Annotated in this window: 14 protein-coding genes and 1 tRNA gene; 14 read left to right on the forward strand and 1 reads right to left on the reverse strand. The window is 69.1% G+C overall.

All coding sequences use genetic code 11. The features are described from left to right. The first annotated feature begins 182 nt into the window (after positions 1–182). Entirely contained in the window at positions 183–2,909 is a 2,727-nt protein-coding gene (locus tag FSB78_RS03525; protein ID WP_147080010.1) for a TonB-dependent receptor domain-containing protein, read from the forward strand. A gap of 102 nt (positions 2,910–3,011) precedes the next feature. On the opposite strand, the gene FSB78_RS03530 is transcribed toward FSB78_RS03525, so the two are convergent. Continuing rightward, positions 3,012–3,668: a prolyl hydroxylase family protein gene (locus tag FSB78_RS03530; protein ID WP_147080012.1), complete on the reverse strand. Its 657-nt coding sequence runs from the start codon at positions 3,666–3,668 to the stop codon at positions 3,012–3,014. A gap of 104 nt (positions 3,669–3,772) precedes the next feature. Here FSB78_RS03530 and FSB78_RS03535 point away from each other — a divergent pair, with 104 nt between their 5' ends. From FSB78_RS03535 to FSB78_RS03595, 13 genes are all read left to right on the forward strand, one after another. Next, positions 3,773–4,600, forward strand: coding sequence for a type II secretion system protein N (locus FSB78_RS03535; protein ID WP_147080014.1), 828 nt, complete (start codon positions 3,773–3,775; stop codon positions 4,598–4,600). Further along, positions 4,597–6,813 carry a type II secretion system secretin GspD gene (gspD, locus tag FSB78_RS03540; protein WP_147080016.1) on the forward strand — a complete coding sequence of 739 codons (2,217 nt, stop codon included), beginning with the start codon at positions 4,597–4,599 and terminating at the stop codon, positions 6,811–6,813. The genes FSB78_RS03535 and gspD overlap by 4 nt, the downstream gene beginning before the upstream one ends. Before the next feature lie 62 nt (positions 6,814–6,875). Beyond that, positions 6,876–8,438 (forward strand): GspE/PulE family protein, encoded by a 1,563-nt coding sequence (locus FSB78_RS03545; protein ID WP_147080018.1) that lies wholly within the window; start codon positions 6,876–6,878, stop codon positions 8,436–8,438. 329 nt (positions 8,439–8,767) lie between these two features. Further along, positions 8,768–9,994: a type II secretion system inner membrane protein GspF gene (gspF, locus tag FSB78_RS03550; RefSeq protein WP_147080020.1), complete on the forward strand. Its 1,227-nt coding sequence runs from the start codon at positions 8,768–8,770 to the stop codon at positions 9,992–9,994. A 92-nt stretch (positions 9,995–10,086) separates the two neighbouring features. Beyond that, positions 10,087–10,524, forward strand: coding sequence for a type II secretion system major pseudopilin GspG (gene gspG, locus FSB78_RS03555; protein WP_147080022.1), 438 nt, complete (start codon positions 10,087–10,089; stop codon positions 10,522–10,524). Next, entirely contained in the window at positions 10,499–10,978 is a 480-nt protein-coding gene (locus tag FSB78_RS03560) for a GspH/FimT family pseudopilin (protein ID WP_147080024.1), read from the forward strand. The genes gspG and FSB78_RS03560 overlap by 26 nt, the downstream gene beginning before the upstream one ends. A 136-nt stretch (positions 10,979–11,114) precedes the next feature. Beyond that, complete coding sequence (gene gspI / locus FSB78_RS03565; RefSeq protein WP_147080026.1) at positions 11,115–11,501, forward strand: type II secretion system minor pseudopilin GspI; 387 nt, start codon at positions 11,115–11,117, stop codon at positions 11,499–11,501. After that, complete coding sequence (gene gspJ / locus FSB78_RS03570) at positions 11,498–12,130, forward strand: type II secretion system minor pseudopilin GspJ (protein WP_147080028.1); 633 nt, start codon at positions 11,498–11,500, stop codon at positions 12,128–12,130. Before gspI ends, gspJ begins: the two co-directional genes overlap by 4 nt. Then, complete coding sequence (gspK, locus tag FSB78_RS03575; protein WP_242007979.1) at positions 12,117–13,103, forward strand: type II secretion system minor pseudopilin GspK; 987 nt, start codon at positions 12,117–12,119, stop codon at positions 13,101–13,103. Before gspJ ends, gspK begins: the two co-directional genes overlap by 14 nt. Then, positions 13,100–14,173, forward strand: coding sequence for a type II secretion system protein GspL (gene gspL, locus FSB78_RS03580; RefSeq protein ID WP_147080032.1), 1,074 nt, complete (start codon positions 13,100–13,102; stop codon positions 14,171–14,173). The genes gspK and gspL overlap by 4 nt, the downstream gene beginning before the upstream one ends. Next, positions 14,170–14,643 carry a type II secretion system protein GspM gene (gspM, locus tag FSB78_RS03585; protein WP_147080034.1) on the forward strand — a complete coding sequence of 158 codons (474 nt, stop codon included), beginning with the start codon at positions 14,170–14,172 and terminating at the stop codon, positions 14,641–14,643. The genes gspL and gspM overlap by 4 nt, the downstream gene beginning before the upstream one ends. Beyond that, complete coding sequence (gene gspN, locus FSB78_RS03590) at positions 14,640–15,362, forward strand: type II secretion system protein N (protein ID WP_147080036.1); 723 nt, start codon at positions 14,640–14,642, stop codon at positions 15,360–15,362. The genes gspM and gspN overlap by 4 nt, the downstream gene beginning before the upstream one ends. Before the next feature lie 47 nt (positions 15,363–15,409). Then, a tRNA-His gene (locus FSB78_RS03595) sits at positions 15,410–15,486 on the forward strand. The last annotated feature ends 15 nt before the right edge of the window (positions 15,487–15,501 follow it).

The following is a 15,501-nucleotide window of genomic DNA, read 5'->3' on the forward strand; positions in this document are numbered from 1 at the left end:
CTGCATCGACATCCCATCCTCCCCCGCCAGGGGGAGGTGGCAGCGAAGCTGACGGAGGGGGAGGACACGAAACGGATGTCGTCGGTACCGCCCCCTCCGTCTGCCTGCGGCAGCCACCTCCCCCTGGCGGGGGAGGATGAAATGTCGATTACGAACATACTCCTCTTGTTGCCGGGGCAGCCATGAAGTCTTCCGTTCTCGTCTCCGTCCTTCTTGCGACGACGACGCTCGTGCCCGCGCATGCGCTGGCGCAAAGCGCACCCGCAGGCGGCGCTCCTGCTGCCAGCCCCGCCGGTAGCGTCGTCTCGCCCCAGGCCGGCACGCCCGCCGATCCTGCGCAACAGGCGGCGCAGCAGCAGGAACAGGTCGAGATCTCGACCCCCGGCGGCAGCACCAGCGGCGGTGACGACATCGTCGTGGTCGGCCGCAACATCCCCGACGTCGTCCGCGCGACTCCGGAAGTCGTCAGCGTCCTCTCCACCGCCGACATCGCACGCACCGGCGAAGGCGACATCGCCGGCGCGCTGCAGCGCGTCACCGGCCTGTCGGTGGTCGGCAACGGCTTCGTCTATGTCCGCGGCCTCGGCGACCGCTATTCCTCGTCGCTGCTCAACGGCTCGCCGCTGCCTTCCCCCGAGCCGCTGCGCCGCGTCGTTCCGCTCGACATCTTCCCGACCAACGTCATCGCGTCGGCGCTCGTCCAGAAGAGCTATTCGGTCAACTATCCCGGCGAGTTCGGCGGCGGCGTCATCAACCTGACGACCAAGGCCGTGCCGCAGGAGACGTTCCTGCAGATCGGCGGTTCGGTCGGGGCCGACACGGTCACGACCAGCGAGCTCGGCTATGTCTATGACGGCGGCAAGTACGACCAGTTCGGCTTCGACAGCGGCGAGCGCAAGGTGCCCGCGTTCATCAAGGCGGCGGGCAAGAACGGCACCTCGCCGACGTCTGCGAACCTCACCGAATTGTCGAACGCGCCGACGACGCTGCTCCAGCAGAACAACCAGCTGCCCGCCAACCTGTCGGGCGAGATGAGCTTCGGCACCTTCACCGACGTCGGCAGCACGCGCGTCGGTGTGATCGCCGCGGCGGGGATCAGCAACACCTGGCGCACGCGCTACGACAAGCAGCAGTCGACCGACGATGCCAGCGGTATCCTGACGCGCGATTTCCGCACGGTGCTGACCGACAACCGCGCGGTCGTGAACGGGCTGTTGGGCTTCGGCGCGGAGTTCGGCGAAAACAAGATCCGCTGGACCAACCTCTACATCCACGACACGCTCAAGCAGGGGCGGCTGAGCAGCGGCAACACCGCGAACATCGGCATCCCGTCACCCTACGGCAAACCGGCCTTCATCACGCAGAACACCAGCTGGTTCGAACGCCAGCTGATCGACACGCAGCTGGTCGGCGAGTTCAAGTTCGGCAACTTCGCGTTCGACACGCGCGGCAGCTACGCCAAGACCGAACGCAACTCGCCCTACGAGCGTCAGTTCACCTATCAGTACAACACGGCCGTCAAGGACTATACCAACAACCTCAGCGGGTTGCAGAGCGCGTCTGTCGCGTTCAGCGAACTCGACGAGACCCTGTGGTCGGGCCAGGCGAACCTGACCTGGAACGCGCCGACGGACCGTCCGTTCGCGCTCTCGGTCGGCTATGCGTATAACGACACCAGCCGCGATTCGAGCCGCTACACCTTCCAGTATTCGGCCGCGAACAACGGCGCGCTCGGCGACGTGCTCGCGCAGCTGCGCCCCGACTATCTGCTGTCCGATTACATCGTCACGACGAACGGCATCTATCTGCGCAACACCTCGACCGGGCAGGGCGCCGCAGCCTATGACGCGTCGCTCAAGGTCCACGGCGCGTATGGGCAGGTCGAGGGCGAGATCCTCGACGGGCTGCGCGCCACGGTCGGCGTCCGCTACGAGACCGCCGAGGAGCGCGTGACGCCGTCGGGCGGCGCTGCGGCGACCAACCTGAAGAACGACTATTTCCTGCCCGCGGTCACCGTCACCTGGAACTTCGCGTCGGACCTTCAGGCGCGACTGCACTTCTCGAAGACGCTCGCGCGCCCGCAGTTCCGCGAGCTTGCGCCGCAGCTGTACCAGGATTTCGATTCGGACCGCCTGTTCTTCGGCAACGCGTTCCTGAAGGACTCCGAGCTCTACAACGCCGAGGCGAGGACCGAATGGTATTTCGCCAAGGACCAGCGCCTGAGCCTCGCCGGCTTCTACAAGCGGATCGAGAACCCGATCGAGGCGGTCGCGTTCTTCCCGGCGGGCAGCGACACGCTGCAGACCGGTTTCGCCAACGCACCGCAGGCGAAGCTCTACGGCGGCGAGACCGAGTTCCAGAAATATATCGGTCTCGACGTGCTGGGTGCCGACTGGCTGGCGACGCGTCGCCTCGTGCTGATCGCCAACTACACCTACACGCACTCGTCGATCAGCGCCGACGACCAGCTGATCGCGAGCCCGCTCCAGGCCGGCTCGCAGGTCCAGCTGCGCCCTGCCAACATCCTGTTCCAGGACGGCGCGCCGCTGGTCGGCCAGTCCGACCACCTCGTGAACCTGCAGATCGGGATCGAGGACAAGAAGAGCCTGTCGCAGTTCACCTGGCTGTTCAACTATGCCAGCAACCGCGTCACCAATCGCGGACCCGTGGGCGGCGGCGGCGGCATCCGCCTGCCCGACCTGATCGAGAAGCCGGGCATCCGCCTCGACTTCGTCGGTCGCCAGGGCATCACGGTGATGGACAAGCAGATCGAGGTGAAGTTCGAGGCGCGCAACATCACGGGGACGGGCTACCGCGAGTACCAGACCTTCTCGAACGGCAACCAGGTCGACATCAACAAGTACCGACTGGGCCGGATGTTCACGCTGGGCGCGAGCGTGACGTTCTAAATCCTTGTGTTCCTGCGAAAGCAGGAACCCAGGGTCGGAAGCGCTGTGTTCGGAACCCTGGGTTCCTGCCTCCGCAGGAACACGGGGTTCCCACTCCGGAGGTCACCGCCACTCGCGTTCGCGAAACCATTTCGTGATCACGTACTTCACGCCCTGGCGCACCTTCATCCCGTGATGCAGCGTCGCCGGGTTCAGGCTGCCGTCCGCCCGCCGGTTGTTCCAGGCGAGCAGTTTCCCCGCCTCGGCGGGCACGATCTTGTCGATCGCCTTGAACCGCGTCGCGCCGCCCGCGCCGGGCGTGTTGAGGTACACCATGACGGTCCAGGTCCGGTTGCCCGCGACCGAGCAGTAGCGATCATAATCCACCCCCGTGGGCTCGAAATAATCGGTATGTCCCTTGAACTCCTGCCCGACCGCGTAGCGCTGCCCCTGCAGCGGCTCGCCATGCGCGCCGGCGAGACCGGTCAGCGCGGCGATCCGCGCCTCGACGTCGAGGACGACCGGGTCGGCTGCGTCGAGATCGCCGGTCTCGCTGGTCCGGTACGCGGCATCGCCGTTCGAATCGGAGATCGTCGAGGGTCGGCGCACCGCGTCGATCCGCGCGATCAGTGCCGCGCACAGGTCGGGCGGCAGGAAGTCGCGCTTCACGAACAGGTCGAGCTTCGGGCTCGGCACGCGCTGCACGCCGGGGACGCCGAGCCGCGCGAGGATCGGGGCAGGGTCGAGGCCGGAGGAACTCGCCGAGGAACTGTCTGTCATACCGCGCTTCTGCCAAGCCGCGCGGCTTCGCGCAAACGCGACAAATCATTGACGCGCGTTCGTAACATGGCATGCCTATCCGCAGGGATGCGGGACGGAATCACATGCGTTTGAAGCTCGATGCCCGGGCGCGCCGTATCTTGCGGCGGATGCCCGTCGTGAATGTCTATTCGCTGGCCGAGCTGGCTCTGATGGGGGTGCTGGCGGTCCAGTGCGCGCGGTTCGTCTGGGTGCTGACGACGCCGGTGACGCCGCTCGGCGCCTGGCGTCCGGCGGCGCCCGTCGTCGCGGGCGCGGATATCCTCGGCAGCTTCGACCCGTTCTTTCGTCTCGGCGGCGGCGCCGCGGCGCCGGCCACCGTCACCGCGCTGCAGCTGACGCTGTTCGGTACGCGCATCGACGAGGCGATGGGCGGCGGCTCGGCGATCATCGCCGGGCCCGACGGCGTCCAGCAGAGCGTCGCGGTCGGCGCCGAGATCCAGCCCGGCGTGCGCCTCAAATCGGTCGCGTTCGACCATGTCACGATCGAGCGCGGCGGCGCGGACGAGGACCTGTTCCTCGACCAGTCGGGCGCGGTGACGCCGGTCATCCCAGGGGCAGCGCCGGGCGCGGCGCCCGCAAGCCCCGCGGCCGGCATCCCGGTCGCGCAGCTTCGTCAGGAGATCGGCTTCATCCCGCGGATCGACGACGGCCGGATCAGCGGTCTCACCGTCCGCGCGCAGGGCAGCGGCGCGGCGTTCCGCGCCGCCGGGCTCAAGGACGGCGACGTCGTCACGTCGCTCGGCGGACGCCCGGTCTCGGGCCCCGGCGACCTCGACCGCATCGCCAAGGATTTCGCAGGGGGCGGCAACGTCCCCATCACCGTCGAGCGCGGCCAGGACACGCTGCAGCTCGCCATCACGATCGCACCCTCAATGAAAACGGCTCAATGAAACGCTATTTAGCTCCGATCGCGGTGGTCGCGATGGCTGCGACAACGCAGGCGCAGACCACGCTCAACGTCCGCGACGCCGATATCCGCGCGTTCATCGCCGATGCGGCCAAGGTTACCGGCCGCACCTTCATCATCGACAACCGCGTCGCGGGGAAGGTGACCGTCGTCACCGACCGCCCGCTGTCGCGGTCCGAATATTTCGAGATATTTCTGTCGACGCTGCGCTCGAACGGGCTGGTCGCGGTGCCGACCTCGAACGGCGCGTTCCGGATCCAACCGCTCGACAATGCCGCGTCGCAGCCGAGCCGGATCGGCGTCGGCGGTGCCGCGCGCAACAGCTACGTCACCGAGATAGTCCGCCTCCGCTCGATCGACGCGACCAGCGCGGTCGACACGGTGCGCCCGCTGGTCAGCGCGCAAGGCTCGGTCAGCGCGAACCGCGGCGGCAACAGCCTCGTGATCGTCGACTTCGCCGACAATATCCGCCGCGTCCGCGAAGTGCTGCGCCGCATCGACACCGACAATGCGTCGACGCGGGTGATCGCGCTCAAGAATGCGAGCGCCAAGGAGATCGCGACCGCGCTGCAGGGGCTGATCGGCGCGGGCACGGGCGGCGGGCAGGGCGGCGCAGCCGGTGCCGCAGGCGGCGGGCCCACCGCATCCGTGGTCGCGGTCGAAGGATCCAACGCGGTCGCGCTGCGCGGCGATTCCGCGACCGTCGCACGCCTCGCGCAGGTCGCGATCGACCTCGACCAGAAGGCGCGCAACGGCACCGAGATCAAGGTCGTGTTCCTCGAGAACGCCGACGCGGAGCAGCTCCTGCCGGTGCTGCAGGAGCTCGTCGGCCAGACCCCGACCCAGCCGACCAGCCAGGCGCTGTCGCGGACCAATTTCGGATCGAGCAGCACCAACGGCAGCTCGGGGTCGCAGGCCGTCCAGCAACCGCAGATCAGCCAACCCGTGCCAACGGCCGCCAGCGGCGGATCCGGGACCGGCCAGCCCGCGCTCACCACCGCAGGCGGCAAGACCGCCGCCGTCGTCACGCGCTTCACCGGCGCCAACGCGATCGTCATCGCCGCGCCCGCCGAGATCCAGCGTCAGCTCGCCGAGGTCGTCCGCCAGCTCGACACGCGGCGCGAACAGGTGCTGGTCGAGGCGATCGTCGCCGAGGTGTCGGACACCACCGCCAAGACGCTCGGTGCGCAGTTCATCGTCGGCGATCCCAGCGGCGGCGCGTTCGGCGCGTCGACCTTCTCGAACTCCGCGCCGAACATCCTGCAGATCGCCGGCGCGATCGGCGCGACGCAGCTCAACACGTCGAGCACGACGACGCAGAACACCGACGGCAGCACGACGACGACCAATACCACCAGCCCGGCGGCCGACACGCTGCAGCAGTCCGCGATCGCCTCGATCCTCGCAGCGAGCGGCGGGTTCGGCGGGTTCGGCGGCAAGATCGGCAGCACCTTCTTCGGCGCGATCATCAACGCGGTGAAGAGCGACAGCCAGTCGAACCTGCTCCAGGTCCCGCATCTCGTCACGCTCGACAACCAGGAGGCACACAGCCTGGTCGGGCAGGAGATCCCGATCACCACGGGCCGCGCGCTGTCGAACAATTTCGACAATGCGTTCCAGACCACGCAGCGCCAGAATGTCGGCATCGAGCTGACGGTGCGCCCGCAGGTCAATTCGAGCGGCACGGTGAAGCTCAACCTGCGCCTGGAAGTCAGCTCGATCGCCGGGCCGGTGTCGAGCGACAACAGCGACCTGATCCTCAACAAGCGCGAGGTCGAGACCGTCCGTACCGTCGACGACGGCCAGATCGCGGTGATCTCGGGTCTGCTCGACGACAATGAGCGTCGCACGATCGAGAAGATCCCGCTGCTCGGCGACCTGCCCGTGCTCGGCCACCTGTTCACGTCCAAGGCGAAGCAGCGGTCGAAGACCAACCTCATGATCTTCATCCGCCCGACCATCCTGCGCACCGCGGAGGACAGCCGCCGCCTGACCGAGCAGCGCTACGGCTATGTGCGGTTGCAGCAGGGGTTGCAGGATCCGAATTCGGAGCCGTCGATCGACCAGCTCGTCCGCGATTACATGGGCGCCGCGCCCCCGATCCCGAGCGCGCCGATCCCGGGCAATATCGAGGACCCGCGGATCGCGGTCCCGGTGCGGAGTTCGTCCACCGTGTTCCGGCCGGCTAAGCGGTGATCGCGGTCGGCACCTCGGAGGACGCGTTCCCCTCCCGCTTGCGGGAGGGGCTAGGGGAGGGCATGTCCGCAGACGACGCGCTCTTGTTGACAGGCCCTCCCCTGACCCCTCCCGCAGGCGGGAGGGGAGTCCCCCAGCCACTCCCCCAACTCACCATCCCCTACGCCTTCGCCCGGAAATTCGGCGTCGTGGTCGACCACACCGACACCGACTCCCACCTGACCATCGCGATGCGCGAGGGCGCGGACCCCAAGGTCCTGCTCGAACTCCGCCGCTATCTCGGCCGCGCGTTCGACGTGGGTATCGTCGAAGCCCCCGCGTTCGATCGCCTGCTCTCCAACGTCTATGCGATGGACGGCCAGGCCAACGCGCTCGCCGCGGTCGGGATGGGCGACGAGCTCGACCTGCTCGCAGGCGACATGCCGACCGCGGAGGACCTGCTCGACACCGCCGACGACGCGCCGGCGATCCGGCTGATCAACGGCATCATCGCCGACGCCGCGCGCAACGGCGTGTCGGACATCCATATCGAGCCCTATGAGTCCGGCCTCGTCATCCGCATGCGCATCGACGGCGTGTTGCGCGAGACGCTCCGCATGCCCGCCAACGTCGCGCCGGTCGTCGTCAGCCGCATCAAGGTGATGGCGCGGCTCGACATCGCCGAGCGGCGCGTGCCGCAGGACGGCCGGATGGGGCTGACGCTGGGCGGCAAGCTGCTCGACGTCCGTGTCTCGACGCTGCCGAGCCGCGCAGGCGAGCGCGTCGTGCTGCGTATCCTCGACAAGGAGAATGCCGGAATCACGCTGGAGGCGCTGGGCCTGCCGCCCGCGCTGTTCGCGCTGCTGCGTGAATCGCTCGCCGAGCCCAACGGCATCATCCTCGTCACCGGGCCGACGGGCTCGGGCAAGACGACGAGCCTCTACGCCGCGCTGCGCCTCCTCAACGACGGCAGCCGCAACATCCTGACCGTCGAGGACCCCGTCGAGTATGCGGTCGACGGGGTCGGCCAGACTCAGGTGAACCCCAAGGTTGGGCTGACCTTCGCCGCGGGGCTGCGCGCGATCCTGCGCCAGGATCCCGACGTCGTGATGGTCGGCGAAATCCGCGACCGCGAGACCGCCGAGATCGCGGTGCAGGCGTCGCTGACCGGGCACCTCGTGCTGTCGACGGTCCACACCAACGACGCGATCGGCGCGATCACGCGCATGCGCGACATGAAGGTCGAGAGCTTCCTGCTCGCGTCCACGCTGCGCGCGGTGATCGCGCAGCGGCTGGTGCGGCGATTGTGCCCGACGTGCCGCCGCGCGGTGCCCGCGGCGGAGACGGTCGCGCCGCTGCTCGGGATCCCGGGCGACGCGGTGGTATATGTCGCACAAGGCTGCGACGAGTGCGGGCAGACCGGGTTCAAGGGCCGCATCGGCGTGTTCGAGGCGGTCCGCATCGACGACACCATCCGCCGCCTGATCAACACCGACGGCGACGAGACCGCGATCACCGCGCATGCGTTCGCGAAGTCCCCGAACCTCGCGCAGTCGGCGCGGGAGCTGGTGCTGTCGGGGCAGACGACGGCTGAGGAAGCGGTGCGAGTTTCGCGGCGCGATACCGCCGAGGTGGAGGATGCGTGATCCCCACGCCCTCCGTCACCCTGAACTCGTTTCAGGGTCCACTGGCACGCGAACGCTATCGCTCGGGGAGCGGTGGATGCTGAACCAAGTTCAGCATGACGGCGATGCTTTGGGGGTCGGCCGACACCTTGGCTCCTTAGATCATCTCGCGATCGACACGCACCGCGTGACACGGCGGAGGTGGAGGATGTGTGAACCTCGGCCAAAACCCCCGCGTCACCCTGAACTTGTTTTAGGGTCCATCTGTCCCCAAGCGCGATGGCCTGGGGAGCGGTGGATGCTGAACCAAGTTCAGCATGACGGGTGTGCGTTGGGAGCCGGCCGACCCCATGGCTGACTTCGACTATCTCGCGATCGACACGAAGGGTTCCGAAAGGCGCGGCCACATCGCCGCGGCCGACATCGACGTCGCGCGCGCGGCGCTCGACGCGCGCAAGCTCTACGTCGTCAAGCTTGCCCCCGGCGCGCCGCCCCAGGCGTCGGCCGGCCGTCCGCTGTTCGGCCTGCAGCTCGGCAAGCCGAAGATGTCGGGCAAGAACCTCACGCTCTTCACCCGCCAGCTCGCGACGCTCAACCGCGTCTCGCCGCTGGAGGAAAGCCTCCGCACGATCACCCGCCAGACCGAGCAGGAGAGCGTCCGCACGATCGTCGCGACCGTCCATGCCGGCGTCGTCGAGGGCCGTCGCCTCGCCGACGCGATGGCGCGCGAGCCGAAAAGCTTCCCGCCGCTCTACCGCGCGATGGTCGCGGCGGGCGAAAGCTCGGGGTCGCTGCCGACGATCCTCGACCGGCTTGCAGCGCTGCTCGAACGCCAGGCCGAGATCCGCGGCAAGCTGATCACCGCGCTCGCCTATCCCTCGATCCTCGCGCTGGTCGCATTGGGCGTCGTCACCGCGCTGATGATGTTCGTCGTGCCGCAGGTCGTCGAACAGTTCGACACGGTCGGCCAGCAACTGCCCTTCCTGACCCGCATGGTGATGGCGTTCTCGGCGTTCCTCGTCGGCTATTGGTGGGTGATGCTGCTGGTCCTCGTCGTTGCCGGCCTCGGCGGCTGGCAGGCGCTCAAGAACCCCGAGATGCGGCTCGCCTTCGACAGCTGGCTGCTCCGCATTCCGCTGCTCGGCCGGCTGCTGCGCGACCTCCACGCCGCGCGCATGGCGCGCACGCTGGGTACGATGGTCGCAAGCCGCCTGCCGCTGCTCGACGGTCTGAACCTCACAGCCAGCACGATCCACAACCGCCGCCTCCGGCTCGCCTCGGACCAGATCGTCGAGGCGATCCGCGGCGGCGGCAGCCTGTCGGCCGCGATGCGTCGCGCCGGCGTGTTCCCGCCGCTGCTCACCTATCTGGCGGCGAGCGGCGAGGCGGCGGGGCGGCTCGACGAGATGCTCGAGCGCGCCGCCGACTATCTCGAGCGTGAGTTCGACCGCTTCACCGCGACCGCACTGTCGCTGCTCGAACCGCTGATCATCGTCGTGATGGGCGGCATCGTCGCGACGATCGTGCTATCCATCCTGCTCCCGATCCTCCAGCTCAACACGCTGGCAGGCCAATGAGGTTTCGTATGCGTTTACCCACATCCCCCGTCACCCCGGGCCCGACCCGGGGTCCCGCTTCTTCTTCTCTCGCAACGCCCGAAGATAGCGGGATGCCGGATCGAGTCCGGCATGACGGGAGGAAGAACGGCTTCACGCTCGTCGAGCTGATGGTGGTCATCGTGATCATCGGCTTGCTCGCGACGATTGTGACGATCAACGTCTTGCCAGCGGGCGACAAGGCAAAGTCTGTCACGGCTAAGGCCGATATATCGACGATCGAGAACGGCCTGGAGATGTTCCGACTTCAGTTCAATCGCTATCCAACGACATCACAGGGGCTCCAGTCGCTGATCTCGGCGCCGTCCGGCATCGATGCTGCGCAGTATCAGCGCGGCGGCTACATCAAGAAGCTGAAGGATGACCCCTGGGGACGCCCGTACCTCTATGCATCTCCGGGGCAGCACGGCGAGTTCGACGTCTGGTCGCTGGGGGCCGACGGTAAGGAAGGCGGCCAAGGTGTCGATGCAGATATCGGTAGCTGGGAATAGTGCAGCGACGGCGACGCGTGGCTTTACGCTCGTCGAACTGATGGTCGTCATGACGATCATCGGGCTAGCCTCCGCAACGGCAATGCTCGCGATGCCCGACCCGCGTGGTCGCGTGCAGGACGAGGCGGTCCGCTTCGCCGCGCGCGTCCGCGCCGCGCATGATTCGGCGATCGTCGAGGCGCGGCCGGTCAGCGTCTGGGTGACCGGCGGCGGCTACGGCTTCGACCGCAGGCTCGCAGGCGGCTGGACGCCGATCGCCGAGAAGCCGATGCGCGTCGAGCGCTGGAGCGAGGGGACCAGGGCCAGCATCGGCGACGCGTCGGGCCGCGTCCGTGTGACGTTCGACCCCACGGGGCTCACCGACCGCCCCGCCGCGATCCGGCTGGATCGCGACGGCGTCGGCGCGGTCGTCAACATCGACGCCGACGGCAGCGTTCACGCCGATGCTGGGTGAGCGCGTGCCGCGCGGTCGCCACCCGACGCTATTGCGTGGGTACGCGGTGCCCAAACTTCCGTCACCCCAGCGAAGGCTGGGGTCTCCCGCGGCTCTTGCGCTGCGCGTGCCTCACGAGATCCCAGCCTTCGCTGGGATGACGGAAGGTGGGAGTGCGCGGAAGCCCACCGGTTTCACCCTCATCGAGATCATGGTCGCGCTCGCGGTATTCAGCCTCGCCGCGATGGCGCTCGTGCGGCTCGAGAGCGCGACGATCCGCGGTGCCTCGATCCTCGACGAAACTCTCGTCGCGCAGATGGTCGCGCGCAACGTCGCGATAGAAGCGGTCACCGACGGCACGCCGCCGACCGCGGGTCGCGTCACCGGCGTCGAGACCAATGGCGGCCGCGCCTGGGCCTGGACGCGGCAGGTGAGCGCGATCGGCGATGCCGGTGTGCTTCGGATCGACGTCATGGTGGCGGGCCCAGGCGGTGCTATGCTGGGGCGCCTGACGATGATCCGCCCGCCACGGGGCGCGGCATGACGCCGCGGCGGTCCGAGGCCGGCTTCACGCTGGTCGAGGTGATGGTCTCGCTGCTGATCTTCGGCATGATCGCCGCGGCGGGCGTCGCGATCCTGTCGTTCAGCGTCCGCGCGCAGGGGACGACGGGCGCGCGGCTCGACGACATGGCCGCGTTGACGCGGACGGTGTCGATCCTCTCCGCCGATCTCGCCCAGGCGCGCAACCGCAGCGCGCGTGACGAGGCGGGTAGTGTGCTGCCGGCATTCGTCGGAGAGAGCGGCTCCGGCGTCGCGCCGATGCTCCGCTTCGTCCGCGCCGGCTGGAGCAATCTGGACGGCGCCCCGCGCGCGAGCCTGCAGAAGGTCGCCTATCAGGTCCAGGACTCGACGCTGCAGCGGATCGCCTATCCGATGGTCGACGGCGCGCAGCCCTTGCCCCCCGCGGCGCTGATGACTCGCGTCCGCCAGGTCGGCTTGCGCTACCGCATCGGCGGCGCGTGGAGCGATCGCTGGGACGGGGCGACCGGCGTGCCGTTGCCCGATGCGCTCGAACTGCGCGTCCAGCGCGACGACGGCACGCTGTTCCGCCAGCTGTTCCTCGTCGGCTCGGGCTATGTCCCCACACCGGATCAGCCCCGTGCGCCGGGTTGACCGGTCCGAGCGCGGCGCCGCGCTGCTGACCGTGCTGATGCTCGTCGCGATCATCGCGGTGCTGGCGAGTGCCGCGCTCGAGAAGCTGCGGCTCTCGACGCGGCTGGCGGGCAACGCGGCGGCGGGCGAGCAGGTGCGCGCCTATGCCTATGCCGCCGAGACGATGGCGGTGACGCGGATCGGGTCGATGCTCGGCGCCAATCCGAAGCGCGTGACGCTGGCGGGCGGATGGAGCGACCGGCCGTTCGGGCTGCCGTTGCCGGGCGGCGGCTTCGCGACCGCGCGGGTGCGCGACGGGGGGAATTGCTTCAACCTCAACGGCCTCGTCCAGCGGACGTCGGACGGGGTGTATGCGACGCGCGGCGAGCAGCGCCCGGTGTTCGTCCGCCTGATGCGGTTGCTCCAGGTGCCCGTACAGGTCGCCGAGCAGATCGCGTCGGGTGCGACCGACTGGATCGACACCGACCAGGACCAGCAGGCGATGGGCGCGGAAGATGGCGCGTATCTGGGCCGCGACCCGTCCTATCGCACCGCGGGCACACTGATGAGCGATCCCAGCGAGCTGCGCGCGGTCGCAGGCATGACGCCGGCGATCTACACGACGCTGCGGCCGTGGATCTGCACCTTGCCGATCGCCGATCCCGCGCCGATCAACGTCAACACGCTGTTGCCCGAACAGGCGCCTTTGTTCGTGATGCTGCTGCCCGACACGCTGTCGGTCGAGGCGGCGCGCCAGCTGATCCTCAAGCGGCCGCCGCAGGGCTACGGCGCGACGTCCGAATTCTTCAAGGGCGCCGCGTTGCAGGGCGCGGCCGATGCGGGCGCAGAGGGCCAGACCGCCGTCGTGTCCAAATGGTTCGCGCTCGATATCGACGTGACGCTGGGAACGACGCAAGTGCAGGAACGCGCGCTGATCGACGCAACACGACTTCCCGCGCGGCTCGTATCGCGGCAATGGGGCGAGCCATCATGACCATGTTGTTGTTCCTTCCTGCCGGCGAGACCGGATATCGCTGGATGCGCGTGGTCGACGCGCGCGTGGTCGCGGAGGGGGAGGGGCTTCCCCAAGGCGACGATCCCGTCGTCGCCGTCGCCCCTGCCGAGGACGTCACGCTGCACTGGGCGGAATTGCCGACGCGCAGCCCGGCTCAGGCGGTTGCCGCCGCACGCCTGCTGGTCGCCGACGCCAGCGCCGCACCGCTCGCCGAGCTCCATGTCGCAGTCGGCGACGAGGGCAGCGCGGATCGGCCGATCGGGGTCGTCGGGGCGGCGGTGATGCGTGACTGGCTGGCGATGCTCGCGGCGGACGGGATCGATCCGGTCGCGGTCGTCCCGGCGCCGATGCTGCTGCCGCGCCCGGCGGAAGGCTATGCGCGCGCCGATATCGCGGGGATCGCGACGGTGCGCGGGACGTCGAGCGGCTTTGCCGACGACGCGCATCTGACTCCGCTGATCACCGGTGGCGTGGAGCCCGTGACGCTGGACCGGGATGCGGTGTCGGCGGGGCTGGTCGCGGCGGCGACGGCGCCCGCGCTCGACCTGCGGCAGGGGTCGTTCGCACGGCGGCGCCGGTTCGCGCTCGACTGGCGCCTCATCCGCCGACTCGCGGTGCTGGCGCTGCTGATCCTCGGCGTGACGCTGGCGATCTCGCTCGTCCGCATCGCCAAATATAGTTTCGGGGCGACCGCGCTGGAGGCGCAGGCGGATGCGATCGCGCGCACGGGATTGCCGCGAGGCGAGACCGTGACCGATGCCGCACGCCAGCTCGACGAGCGGCTGTCGCGCGTCCGCGGGCCGGGTCTCGGCTTCAGCGCGACGGCCGCGGCGGTGTTCGCTGCGGTCCGTGCGACGCCGGGCACCGAAGTGACCGCGCTCGATTTCCAGGCCAATGGCGACCTGCGGCTGTCGGTGGCGGTCGAGCGCGAGGCGCTGGCGACCGACCTGAAGCGCGCGATCGAGGCGGCGGGGTTCAGCGTCCGCGCTGGCACGTTCCAGGCAGCGGCGGGCCGCGTGACGGGGGATTTGACGGTGACCGCACGATGACCGCCTTGCGAAGCTGGTTCGACGCCCGCGCGCCGCGCGAGAAGAAGCTCCTCGTGGTGATGGCCGCGCTCGCGGTCCTGACGTTGATCTGGGGCGCGATCATCCGCCCCGTCGGCGACGGGCTGTCGAGCGCGCGCGAACGTCATGCCGACGCGGTCACGCGGCTCGGCGAGACGCAAGCGCAGGTCGCGGCGCTGAAGGCGATCCAGCGCGGCCGGCCGCGGCCGCTGACCGGCACGCTGGCCGATGTGGTGCGGATCGAGGCGGATCAGGCCGGCTTTACGCTGACCAGCCTCGACCAGGACGGCGCCAACGTCCGCGTCGCGATCCAGTCGGCCCGCCCGGCCGCGGTGGTCGCATGGCTTGCCCGGCTCGAGCGAATCGGCATCCTCGTCGACTCCGCGGCGATGACCGACACGGGCAACAAATCCGTCGGCGTGACGCTCGTTCTCAAGGCGCGCGCGGCATGAAGCGGATCCGGCTGAGGACCGCGCCGACCGCGCTGTTCGGCGCGATGCTGCTGATCGCGCTGATCGTGTTCCTGCCGATGCGCGCCGCGCTCGGTTGGGCCGGGGTCGGGGAGCAGGGTTTCGTCGCGCGCAGCGTCAGCGGGACGATCTGGGGCGCAACCTTGCGCGATGCGCGATTCGGCGACCTCGCGCTCGGCGACCTCCACGCACGATTGTCGCCGTGGCCGTTGTTCGTCGGGCGCGCGAAGATCGTGATGGTGGGTCCCGAATCGGCGGCGCGGACGCTGCGCGGGTCGGCGAGCATCAGCCGCCACGCGGTCGGCGTCGACGACCTGACCGCCAGCATCGCCACCGGCGGGGTGTTCGCCCCGGTCCCGGTGTCCGCGCTCGATCTCGACGCGGTCACCGTCCGGTTCCGAGACGGCCAGTGCGAGAGCGCCGAAGGCCGCGTCCGCGCGACGCTGGCGGGCGATGTCGGCGGGATCGCGCTGCCGCAGTCGGTCGCCGGCAATGCGCGCTGCGAGGGGAGCTCGCTACTGCTTCCGCTGACCAGCCAGGCCGGAACCGAGGGCATCGTGATGCGCATCGACGCGGGCGGGCGGTACCGTGCGGACCTGTCGCTCCGCCCCTCCGACCCGCTCGCCGCAGCGAAACTCGAGGCCGCCGGCTTCGTCGCGAACGGCGGCGGATACAGGCTTTCGATCGAAGGACGCTTCTGAGTCCTTGACGTAGGCCCCGGGTCGCCGCTAGGGGCAGCGCCTTCGCGGCGATCGTAGTTCAATTGGTTAGAGCGTCGGCTTGTGATGCCGGATGTTGCGGGTTCAAGTCCCGTCGGTCGCCCCATTCCTTCCCTGAGAT

It is taken from the genome of Sphingomonas ginsenosidivorax, assembly GCF_007995065.1.
GTDB classification, from domain to species: Bacteria; Pseudomonadota; Alphaproteobacteria; order Sphingomonadales; family Sphingomonadaceae; genus Sphingomonas; species Sphingomonas ginsenosidivorax.

Excerpts from the sequence above, each read along its gene's own strand:
- gspM (WP_147080034.1), top strand. The coding sequence starts at position 14,170 with ATGACCGCCTTGCGAAGCTGGTTCGACGCCCGCGCGCCGCGCGAGAAG.
- FSB78_RS03530 (WP_147080012.1), bottom strand. The coding sequence starts at position 3,668 with ATGACAGACAGTTCCTCGGCGAGTTCCTCCGGCCTCGACCCTGCCCCG.
- gspG (WP_147080022.1), top strand. The coding sequence starts at position 10,087 with ATGCCGGATCGAGTCCGGCATGACGGGAGGAAGAACGGCTTCACGCTC.
- gspI (WP_147080026.1), top strand. The coding sequence starts at position 11,115 with ATGACGGAAGGTGGGAGTGCGCGGAAGCCCACCGGTTTCACCCTCATC.
- FSB78_RS03525 (WP_147080010.1), top strand. The coding sequence starts at position 183 with ATGAAGTCTTCCGTTCTCGTCTCCGTCCTTCTTGCGACGACGACGCTC.
- gspD (WP_147080016.1), top strand. The coding sequence starts at position 4,597 with ATGAAACGCTATTTAGCTCCGATCGCGGTGGTCGCGATGGCTGCGACA.
- gspL (WP_147080032.1), top strand. The coding sequence starts at position 13,100 with ATGACCATGTTGTTGTTCCTTCCTGCCGGCGAGACCGGATATCGCTGG.
- FSB78_RS03560 (WP_147080024.1), top strand. The coding sequence starts at position 10,499 with ATGCAGATATCGGTAGCTGGGAATAGTGCAGCGACGGCGACGCGTGGC.
- gspF (WP_147080020.1), top strand. The coding sequence starts at position 8,768 with ATGGCTGACTTCGACTATCTCGCGATCGACACGAAGGGTTCCGAAAGG.
- FSB78_RS03545 (WP_147080018.1), top strand. The coding sequence starts at position 6,876 with ATGTCCGCAGACGACGCGCTCTTGTTGACAGGCCCTCCCCTGACCCCT.
- gspJ (WP_147080028.1), top strand. The coding sequence starts at position 11,498 with ATGACGCCGCGGCGGTCCGAGGCCGGCTTCACGCTGGTCGAGGTGATG.
- gspN (WP_147080036.1), top strand. The coding sequence starts at position 14,640 with ATGAAGCGGATCCGGCTGAGGACCGCGCCGACCGCGCTGTTCGGCGCG.
- FSB78_RS03535 (WP_147080014.1), top strand. The coding sequence starts at position 3,773 with ATGCGTTTGAAGCTCGATGCCCGGGCGCGCCGTATCTTGCGGCGGATG.